Origin of the sequence: Bradyrhizobium guangdongense (assembly GCF_004114975.1) — a bacterium.
GTDB classification, from domain to species: Bacteria; Pseudomonadota; Alphaproteobacteria; order Rhizobiales; family Xanthobacteraceae; genus Bradyrhizobium; species Bradyrhizobium guangdongense.
On the sequence record NZ_CP030051.1, the window covers coordinates 3380017 to 3390385 of the forward strand.

Genomic DNA, 10369 nt, shown 5'->3' on the forward strand with positions numbered 1-10369 from the left:
CGGGACATGTTGCAGGCGGTCAGATCCGCAAATCCGGAAAGTGGCCATGAACCGTGGGTCGGACGCTCGATCGAGCGTGTCGAGGATGCCGCGCTGCTCTCTGGCCGCGGCCGTTTCATCGACGATCTCGGCGTCGCGCCCGGCACGCTGCACGCGGCGATTCTGCGCTCGCCGCACGCGCACGCCGATATTGTTTCGATCGATGCCGAGGCGGCCAGGCGCTCGCCGGGCGTTGCTGCGGTTCTGATCGGCAGCGACGTCAAGGCCGTCACCACGAGTCTCGTCGTCGGCGTCAAGGCGTCGGTGGAATGCTGGCCGATCGCGGTGGACCGCGTGCGCTATGTCGGCGAGCCCGTCGCCGTGGTCGTCGCGACCGACCGCGCCCGCGCCGAGGATGCGGCGGAGCTGATCAACGTCGAATATCGCCCACGCGGGGCCGTGGTCGATCCGCTGGGCGCACTCGCCCCCGGCGCGGCCGTGCTGCATGACGGCTTTCCCGGCAATCTCGCCAGCGACCGCGCCTTTCGCTACGGCGATCCGGAAAAAGCCTTTGCGAATGCGCCGCACCGCTTTTCCATCGGCATCAAATATCCGCGCAATTCTTGCACGCCGATCGAGACCTATGGTGTCGTCGCCTCGCATGATGCCGGCGAGGACGCCTATGAGGTGCTCGCCAACTTCCAGGGCCCGTTCAGCATCCACACGGTGATCGCGCGTGCGCTGAAAGTGCCGGGCAACCGGCTGCGGCTGCGCACGCCGCCGGATTCCGGCGGCAGCTTCGGTGTCAAACAGGGCGTATTTCCCTATATCGTGCTGATCGCCGCCGCCGCGCGCGTCACGGGGCGGCCGGTGAAATGGATTGAGGATCGGCTCGAGCATCTCACCGCATCGGTGTCGGCGACCAACCGCGCGACGACGCTGTCGGCGGCGGTCGCGGCCGACGGAAGGATCCTCGCGCTCGATTGGGACCAGGTCGAGGATTGCGGTGCTCATCTGCGTGCCCCCGAGCCGGCGACGCTCTACCGCATGCACGGCAATTTGACCGGCGCCTATGACATTCGCCACGTCAAGGTGCGCAACCGCGTCGTCGTCACCAACAAGACACCGACCGGTCTCAACCGCGGCTTCGGTGGGCCGCAAGTCTATTTCGCGCTGGAACGATTGGTTCAGAGGATCGCCACAAGCCTCGGCCTCGATCCGCTCGACGTCATCAAGCGCAACCTGATCGACGCCGGGGTATTTCCCTATCGCACCGCGACCGGTGCCTTGCTGGACTCAGGCAACTACCAGGAGGCCGTCGCGCGCGCGGTCGAGCAGGGCCGTCTTGCCGAACTGAAAGCGCGGCGCGACAAGGCGCGGGCGCAGGGGCGGCTCTACGGCATCGGCTTCACCGCCGTGGTCGAGCCCAGCGTCTCCAACATGGGCTACATCACCACGGTGCTGACGGCGGCCGAGCGTCGCAAGGCCGGGCCGAAGAACGGCGCGCAGGCAACGGCAACCGTCGGCCTCGATCCCGTCGGCAGTGTCACCGTTCACGTCGCCTCGGTGCCGCAGGGGCAGGGCCATCGCACCGTGCTGTCCCAAGTCGTCGCCGACGTCTTCGGCCTTCAGCCCAAGGACATCCGTGTCAATACCGAGATCGACACGGCCAAGGATGCCTGGTCGATCGCGTCGGGCAACTACGCCAGCCGTTTTGCCGCAGCCGTGGCAGGCACCGCGAAGCTCGCCGCCGAACGCGTCGCTGGCCGTCTCGCCCGCATCGCGGCGAGCCAGCTCAATGTCGAGGCCGCCGACATCGTGTTCGCGAACGGCTTTGTTGCCTCGAAGCACAATCCGGAGAACCGGATCGCGTTCTCCCGCGTTGCCGCGCTTAGCCATTGGTCTCCGGGCTCGCTGCCCGATGATGCCGGGCAGACCATCCGCGAGACCGTGTTCTGGACGCCGCCTGAGCTGACGCCGCCCGACGACGAGGACCGCATCAACTCCTCGCTCTGCCACGGTTTCATCTTCGATTTCTGCGGCGTTGAGATCGACCCGGTCACGCTGGAGACGCGGATCGATCGCTACGTGACCATGCACGACTGCGGCACGATCCTGCATCCCGGCATGGTCAACGGCCAGATCCGCGGCGGCTTCGCCCAGGCGCTCGGGGCTGCGCTCCTCGAGGAATATGCCTACGCCGCGGACGGCAGCTTCCTGACGGGAACGCTCGCCGACTACCTGCTGCCGACGGCGACGGACGTGCCGGAGCCCGAGATCTTCCACATGGAGACGCCGTCGCCGTTCACGCCGCTCGGCGCCAAGGGCGTTGGCGAAGGCAATTGCATGTCGACGCCCGTTTGCCTCGCTAATGCGGTCGCGGATGCGCTCGGCGTTGCCGACGTTACGCTGCCTCTTGTGCCCGCGCGGCTCGCTGAACTGGTGCGGGGCGCCGAGCCGCCGCCGCCCGCAGGCGGCGCGACCGCTGCGCTCGTGCGCAAGGGTGACCGCCGGCTGCGCGGCGAGGGAGCGGCGTCGGTGAAGGGCGGGCCCGAGCAGGTCTGGGCGATGCTGCTCGATCCCGCGACGCTGCAATCTGTCATTCCCGGCTGCCAGAGAGTCGACAAAGTCACCGAGACGCATTTCCGCGCCGACGTGACGCTCGGCATCGGCCCGGTCACCGGCCGCTATCGCGCCGACGTCGAACTGTTCGATCTCGATCCGCCACGCGCGGTCACCCTGCGCGGCAGCGCCACCGGCGCGCTCGGGTTTGGCAGCGCCGAGGGACGCATCACGCTTGTGTCTGATGGCAACGGCGGAACGACGCTGACCTACAACTATGACGCCGCCATCGGTGGCAAGGTCGCCAGCATCGGCGGCCGCCTGCTCGACGGCGCGACCCGCGTGATCATCGGCCAATTCTTCACCGCGCTGGCCCGCAAGGCCGGCGGTGGCGGCGCAGCGGGCGGCGGCTTCTCGCTGTTCGCACTGCTGGCGAAGGCGGCCGGCCTGTTCGGGGGCCGTCGATGAAGCCGCCCGCATTCGACTATCTCCGCGCCGAAACCGTCGGCGACGTCCTCGACGGCCTCGCGCAGCAGGGCGGCGATGCCAGCGTGCTCGCCGGCGGGCAGTCGCTGATGGCGATGTTGAACATGCGCCTCGCCAAGCCGAAGCTGCTGATCGACATCATGCGCATAGGAGCGCTGCGGCAGATCGAGCGGAAGGACGATGCCGTCATGATCGGCGCCGGCGTGCGGCAGGCCGATCTGCTGGCCTGGCCGGAGCTCGCCGAGTCTCTGCCGCTGGTCGCGCTGGCGCTTCCCTGGGTCGGGCACATGCAGACCCGCAGCCGCGGTACGATCTGCGGCTCGCTCGCGCATGCCGATCCCAGCGCCGAGATGCCGCTCGCACTCCTCGCCCTCGGTGGCGAGGTGCTGCTGCGCAGCGCGAAGCGCCGCCGCCGCGTCGCGGCCAAAGACTTCTTTGCCGGCATGATGTCGACCGCGCGCGCGGATGACGAACTGATCGAAGGCATTTCGCTGCCTGTCAGCAAGGGATCGCGCGTCGCCTTCCGCGAAGTCGCGCGCCGACATGGCGATTTTGCCATCGTCGCCTGCGCCGCGATGAAGATGCCGGCGGGCGTTCGCCTCGCTGTCGGCGGGGTCGCCGACGTACCGACCGCGCGAGACTGGCCGAAGCTCGACGGCAGCGCGCTCGATGATGCCCTCAATGCCTTCGCCTACGAGCTCGGCGCCCGCGATGACGTGCACGCCACCGCGCGCTACCGCCGCGATCTCGTGCGCTCGATCGGCCGCGACTTGATCCGCGAGGTGCTGCAATGACCCGTCTCAACGCGGATAGCCGTCATGCCATCCGTTTCACGCTCAACGGCAAGCCCGTCGAGGCGGAGGCCGAGCCGCGCATGCTGCTGTCCGACTTCCTGCGCCACCAGCTCGGCGCAACAGGCACCCATGTCGGCTGCGAGCATGGCGTCTGCGGTGCCTGCACGGTTGTCGTCGACGGCATGCTGACCAGGTCCTGCCTCACGCTCGCGGCGCAGGTCCATGGCAGCGAGATCAGCACGGTCGACGGGCTGGCGCCGTCGGCGGACCGGCTCGGAGTGCTACAGCAGTCGTTTCGTCGCAGCCACGCGCTCCAGTGCGGCTTCTGCACCGCCGGCATCCTGATGTCGCTCGACCATTATCTCGCGAACAACCCGACGCCGACTGAGGCGGAGATCCGCGATCTCCTCAGCGGGCATATCTGCCGCTGCACCGGCTACACCCCGATCATCCAGGCGGCGTTGGATGCCGCCACCCGGCTCGCTTCATCCCAAAAAGAGACGTCCGATGCTTGATCTCGCCAGCAGCTTCATGGCCAGCGCCGCGCGCGATCCCAATTCGATTGCACTGGTCGACGGCGACCTCCGCCTGACCTACCGGCAATGGTACGACAAGATCTCCGCGCTGGCGGCCTCGTTCGATCGCCTCGGTCTCAAGCCCGGCGATCACGTCATCACCCTGCTGCAAAACCGCTGGGAGGCGGCGACGCTGCACTGGGCCTGTCAGTTCGCCGGCCTCGTGATCACGCCGATCAACTGGCGCGCCAAGGCCGATGAGCTCGATTATGGTATCGAAAATGCCGAAGCCTGCGCGGTGTTCTACCAGGACGCCTCCGCCGAGGCCGTGCGGGGTTCCGCGCTGGCAGGCAGGCTGCTGCGCGTCTCCGTCGATTCCGGAACCGGTGAAGCGACAAGTTTTGCCGATCTGATCAGGGACAGTGCGTCTGACGCGGCGCCGCGTGTCGGCGCCGATGCCTGGTCGATCATGCTCTATACGTCGGGCACGACCTCACGGCCGAAGGGCGTGCCGCGCCGGCATCGCGCCGAGCGCGCCGCGGCGATCGCCCATGTCGCGCAGAATCTCTACGGTCGCGGCGAGCGCACGCTCGGCGTCATGCCGCTCTACCACACCATGGGCGTCCGCTCGTTGCTGGCGATGTCGCTTATCGGCGGCAGCTTCATCTGCCTGCCGCGCTATGACAGCCGCCAGGCCCTGGCGCTGATCGAAAAGGAGGCGATCACCAACCTCTATCTGGTGCCGACGCTCTATCACGACCTCGTCCACCACGAAGCCTTTGCCAGGACCGACGTTTCCAGCGTGCGCAAGCTCGGCTTTGCCGGCGCCTCGATGACCGACGGCCTGCTCAAGAAGCTGAACGAGGCGTTCAGGCCGGAGCTGTTCGTCAATCACTACGGCAGCTCCGAGATCTACACTTTCACGATCGATCAGAACGCTGCTGCAAAACCCGGCTCGGCCGGCAAGGCGGGACTGAATCAGCATGTGAAGGTCGTTCGGATCGGCGCCAAGTCGGTCGGGGACCTTGCCGCAGTCGGTGAGGAGGGTGAGATCATTGCGACGCTCGCCGGTGACGAGGCCTTCGAAGGCTACTGGCGGCGTCCCGAAGCGGACGCGAAGTCGCTGCGCGAGGGCTGGTATTTTACCGGCGACACCGGCCTCATCGATTCCGACGGTGACCTGTTCGTCACCGGCCGCGTCGACGACATGATCATCACCGGCGGTGAGAACGTCTCGCCTGTCGAGATCGAGAGCTGCCTGTCGCTGCATCCCGCGGTCGACGAGGTCGCGGTCGTCGGCGTTGCTGACGAGAAGTGGGGCAAGATCGTCGCCGCCTTCGTCAAGCGCAACCGCGCGGTATCGGCAAGCGAGCTGGAGCAGTTCTGCCGCACCTCCGGCCTTGCCAATTTCAAGCGGCCGCGCCGCTACGTCTTCGTCGACGCGATCCCGAAATCGCCGGTCGGCAAGCTGCTGCGGCGGTTGCTGATCGCCGGAGAATACGAGGCGGAGCGTCTGCCGCCATCGGACGCGGCCTGATCGTCACACCCATCAACAGAAGGAAGCCGAAATGCCGTCAGCCTATGCGTTTACCGATCCGCGATTAGCAAAACTCGACGGGTTCAAGGTCGAGATCGATGAGGCGAATGAGCGCGCCGACATCATCCTAGGCCGTCCGCCTTATAACGTCGTGGCGATGCCGCAGCGCGACCAGCTCCGCCTGACCTTCGAGACGCTGGACGAGGATCCGCGCGTCCGCGTCATCGTGGTGCGCGGCGAGGGCGAGCACTTCTCCAGCGGCGGCAATATCGGCGGCTTCATGGAGGCGAGCCCCGAGCACGTCTCCAAGCTCGCCTGGAACATCGCGGCGCCGGCCCGCTGCGCCAAGCCTGTGATCGTCGCCAACCGCGGCTATTGCTTCGGCGTCGGCTTTGAGCTGTCGCTCGCCTGCGATTTCCGCATCGCGTCCGAAACCACGCAATACGCGCTGCCGGAGCAGAAGCTCGGCCAGATCCCGGGCTCGGGCGGCTCGGCGCGCCTCCAGAAGATGGTCGGCATCACCCGCACCAAGGACATCGTGATGCGCTCCAAGCGCATTTCGGCCAAGCAGGCCTATGAGTGGGGCATCGCCACCGAATGCGTGCCCGATGCCGAGCTGGAGAAGGCGACCGACAGGCTGGTCGACGAGCTCCGCACCTTCTCGCCGCTGGCGCAGCGCACCGCCAAGAAGCTGCTCAACGACACCGAGGATTCAACGCTCGCCATCGCGATCGAACTCGAAGGTCACTGCTACAGCCGCCTGCGCCAGTCGGAGGACTTCAAGGAAGGCGTCGAGGCCTTCAACGCCAAGCGCCCGCCGAAATTCGTCGGCCGCTGATCGAAAGAAACGACGACTGCCGCGGTCTGCAATGGCGCGGACCGCGGCGCTACTCAAACGGGGGAGGTAGGACAACATGGCTGAGATAGATATGCCGATCGCCGGTGCCGAGGCGTCGGCAGGCAACAAGCAGATGGTCAATGCGATCATCGCGTCGGTGCTTGGATGGGCACTGGATTTGTTCGATTTGTTCATTCTGCTCTACGTGGCGCCGGTGGTCGGCGCGCTGTTCTTTCCGTCGAGCAATGCGGCGCTGTCGCTCGCCGCGGTCTACGGCTCGTTTGCCGTAACGCTGCTGATGCGGCCGCTGGGCTCGGCGGTGTTCGGGCATTATGCCGACGTGCACGGCCGCAAGCAGGCCATGCTGGTCGCCATCATCGGCGTCGGCCTAAGCACGGCCGCGTTCGGTCTGTTGCCGACCATCGCGCAGGTCGGCGTGCTTGCGCCGATCGTGTTCCTGATCCTGCGCCTGGTGCAGGGCATCTTCGTCGGCGGTGTCGTGGCCTCCACGCATACGATCGGAACGGAATCGGTCCCGCCGCAATGGCGCGGCGCGATGTCGGGCCTGGTCGGCGGCGGCGGCGCCGGCATCGGCGCGCTGCTCGCCTCCTTCATCTTCCTGATCACATCCTCGGTCTTCCCCGGTGATGCCTTTGCAGTCTGGGGCTGGCGCTTCATGTTCTTCTCGGGCCTGCTGAGCTCGCTGCTCGGCTGGTTCATCTTCCGCAACCTCGAGGAGTCCCCGTATTTCAAGGAGCTCAAGCGCCAGCAGGGCAACAAGCAGGCGAAGGTCTCGAAGGCGCCGGTCAAGGACGTGTTCTCCGGCCAGTATCGCGGCGTGCTGCTCATCAATCTACTGATCACCTTCGGCGGCGGCGCCGGCTATTACCTGACCTCAGGCTACCTGCCGAGCTTCCTCAAGGTCATCAACGCGGTCCCGAACCAGACCTCGTCGCTGATCCTGATGGGCGCGAGCGTGTCGGCGTTCTTCTCTGCGGTCCTGGTCGGCGCGCTGAGTGACCGCATCGGCCGCAAGAAGACGTTCCTGCTGATCGGCGTCTGCGCGGCGGTGCTCTTGCCGCTGTCCTATCTGAACCTCGCTGCAACGAAAGACACGACGCAGATCACGCTCTATGCACTTGCGATCGCCTTCATCGGCAATGCCGGCTATGCGCCTGTGCTGATCTTCCTGAACGAGCGCTTTCCGACGGCGCTGCGCGCCAGCGGCACCGGCCTGTCCTGGAACATCGGCTTCGCGCTGGGCGGCATGATGCCGACCTTCGTCTCGCTGGTGAGCGGCAGCCCCGCGGCAATCCCGATGTCGCTGGCTTATTTCGCGGTCGGCGTGTTCGTGATCTACCTGATCGGTGCGGTCGTGATCCCGGAGACCAGGGGCAACTTCCGCTGAGCCTTGCGCTGGCGCGGCTGCCTTGCAGGCGCGCCAGCCCGCTTAGGGCATAGCGAGACGGAAATGGACGAGCTGCATTTTGACGATGTGATCGTCGGCGGCGGGTCGGCGGGCTGCGCGCTCGCGAACCGGCTTTCCGCGGACGGACGCCGCCGCGTTCTGCTGATCGAAGCCGGCATGGACACCCCGCCCGAGGCGACGCCGCCGGAGATCCTCGACAGCTACCCGATGCCGCTGTTCTTCGGCGACAAGTACATCTGGCCCGGCCTGTCCGCGGCGGCCGGCCGCGATGCCGAGGGCAAGCCGGTCGTCCGCGCCTACGAGCAGGCGCGGGTGATGGGCGGCGGCTCCAGCATCAACGTGCAGTCGGCCAATCGCGGCCTGCCGCGCGATTATGACGAATGGCACGCTCTCGGCGCACGGGGGTGGGGCTGGACGGACGTGCTGCCGTACTTCCTCAAGCTCGAGACCGATCTGGATTTCGACGGGCCGCTTCACGGCCGAAGCGGCCCGATCCCGATCCGCCGCATCGCGCGTGAGGCGATGCCCCGATTTGGCAAGGCCGTCGGAGAGGCATTGTCGGCGACCGGCCTGCCGTCCCGGAACGATCAGAATGCCGAGTTCGACGATGGCATCTTTCCGCCGGCGTTCTCCAATCGAGACGACCGCCGTGTCTCCACGGCCGCCGGCTATCTCGACGCGGCATCCCGCGCCCGGTCGAACCTGACCCTCTGGGCCGAGAGCGAGGTCGAGCAGATCCAGCTCGAAGGCCGCCGCGCGACCGGCGTGGTGCTCGCCCGCGGCGGCCAAAAGCTCAGCGTCCGCGCGGGCCGCGTGATCCTCACCGCTGGCGCATTGCAATCGCCGGCGATGCTGATGCGGGCGGGCATAGGTCCCCCCGCCGCGCTGCAATCACTCGGCATTCCCGTCATCATCGATCTACCCGGCGTCGGCAGCAATCTGCGCGATCATCCCGCGCTGACGTTCTGCCAGTATCTGCCGCGCCGATTGCGGCTGCCGCTGACCCGGCGGCGCCCGAATTTCGTGGCGATGCGCTTCTCGTCGGGACAACAGGGCTGCTGTCCCTCCGACATGTACATCACCGCCTCGGCCCGCGGCGGCTGGCACGCGCTCGGCACGCGGCTCGGGCTTTATTTTCTCTGGTGCAACCGGCCGTATTCGAGCGGCTCGCTCACGCTGGCGAGCCGCGATCCGAAAACCTATCCGGTTGTCGATTTCAACCTGCTGTCCGATGCACGCGATCTGGAGCGGATGGTTGCATCCGTCCGGCTGCTGGCAAAGCTCGTGGTGCATCCGGCGCTCAACCCCGCGGCCGGCGACTTCTTCCCGGCGTCCTATTCGCCCCGCATCAAGCGCCTCAGCCGGCACAGTACCTCCAACCGCATCATCGCCTCCGTGCTCGGGCCGATACTGGACGTGCCCGCCGGTCTTCGGCAACTCCTGATCAGGCTGGTACTGCTCAACGGCAGCGCCTTCCGGGCGACGCTAACGGACGACCGTGCCCTCGAAGCATTCGTGCGGCAGAACGTGTTTGGCGTCTGGCACCCCGTGGGGACATGCCGCATGGGCGATCCCGCTGACCCCATGGCGGTGGTCGATCCCGAGGGCAGGGTGATCGGCAGCGACAATATCTTCGTGGCGGATGCCTCGATCATCCCGCGGCTGCCGACCGCCAACACCAACATCCCCGTCATTATGGCCGCTGAGAAGATCAGTGATGCGCTTTTGCGTCGATGTTAAACTCCGGCTGCGCTAACGCGAAAGGTCATTCTATTGACTTGTGCTCGCGGACTGGGGCAGTCGATCGACTCTGGCTCCGATCGCATAACGTTGAGTCAGGTTCGACCGTCTTCGCTGCTATCCTACGAAATGGAGTCAGTCCGCAACAGATAAGCTTTGGTCGCAAATGGAGTCAGTTGGCGAACTGATAAGGTAATATGCGAAACCTTATCAGTCTTGCGGCGGGGCAATCGGTGTCGGCTAATTTGGCTTAGCCGTGATGGTGAATAAAGTCGGGGGTTCGAGTCGCTCCCCCGCTACCAATCGTACGATTTCGTACGCTAAACTGCGATTTTCCCCGCTTTCATACTCCCAATGGTAGCGGTCGCGACTGATCTGCATCAGTTATGAGAGGCAAGTCCGGCTCGGCCTGCGGTGCTCCGGGGACCATCTGCGAGATGAACACGGTCGCCCTTGGTCACGTAGTGCTGATCAACCGCGAGCACATCA

Annotated in this window: 7 protein-coding genes; all 7 read left to right on the forward strand. The window is 66.2% G+C overall.

Features of this window, described 5'->3' with window-relative positions:
• Positions 1-6 precede the first annotated feature (6 nt).
• The 7 genes from X265_RS16095 to X265_RS16125 all read left to right on the forward strand — a co-directional run bounded on the left by X265_RS16095 (position 7) and on the right by X265_RS16125 (position 9880).
• Positions 7-3009, forward strand: coding sequence for a xanthine dehydrogenase family protein molybdopterin-binding subunit (locus tag X265_RS16095; protein ID WP_164938621.1), 3003 nt, complete (start codon positions 7-9; stop codon positions 3007-3009).
• A complete protein-coding gene (locus X265_RS16100) occupies positions 3006-3821 on the forward strand; it encodes an FAD binding domain-containing protein (RefSeq protein ID WP_128965692.1) in 816 nt (271 codons plus the stop codon). The genes X265_RS16095 and X265_RS16100 overlap by 4 nt, the downstream gene beginning before the upstream one ends.
• Positions 3818-4336 (forward strand): (2Fe-2S)-binding protein, encoded by a 519-nt coding sequence (locus tag X265_RS16105; protein WP_128965693.1) that lies wholly within the window; start codon positions 3818-3820, stop codon positions 4334-4336. The genes X265_RS16100 and X265_RS16105 overlap by 4 nt, the downstream gene beginning before the upstream one ends.
• Positions 4329-5873, forward strand: a complete 1545-nt coding sequence (locus X265_RS16110) for an AMP-binding protein (RefSeq protein ID WP_128965694.1) — start codon at positions 4329-4331, stop codon at positions 5871-5873. Before X265_RS16105 ends, X265_RS16110 begins: the two co-directional genes overlap by 8 nt.
• Positions 5874-5904: 31 nt before the next feature.
• Positions 5905-6711, forward strand: a complete 807-nt coding sequence (locus X265_RS16115; RefSeq protein WP_128965695.1) for an enoyl-CoA hydratase/isomerase family protein — start codon at positions 5905-5907, stop codon at positions 6709-6711.
• A gap of 76 nt (positions 6712-6787) precedes the next feature.
• The gene (locus X265_RS16120) at positions 6788-8119 is read left to right on the forward strand and encodes an MFS transporter (RefSeq protein WP_128965696.1); all 1332 of its coding nucleotides are present in this window, start codon (positions 6788-6790) and stop codon (positions 8117-8119) included.
• Positions 8120-8182: 63 nt separating this feature from the next.
• Positions 8183-9880 (forward strand): GMC family oxidoreductase, encoded by a 1698-nt coding sequence (locus tag X265_RS16125; protein WP_128965697.1) that lies wholly within the window; start codon positions 8183-8185, stop codon positions 9878-9880.
• The last annotated feature ends 489 nt before the right edge of the window (positions 9881-10369 follow it).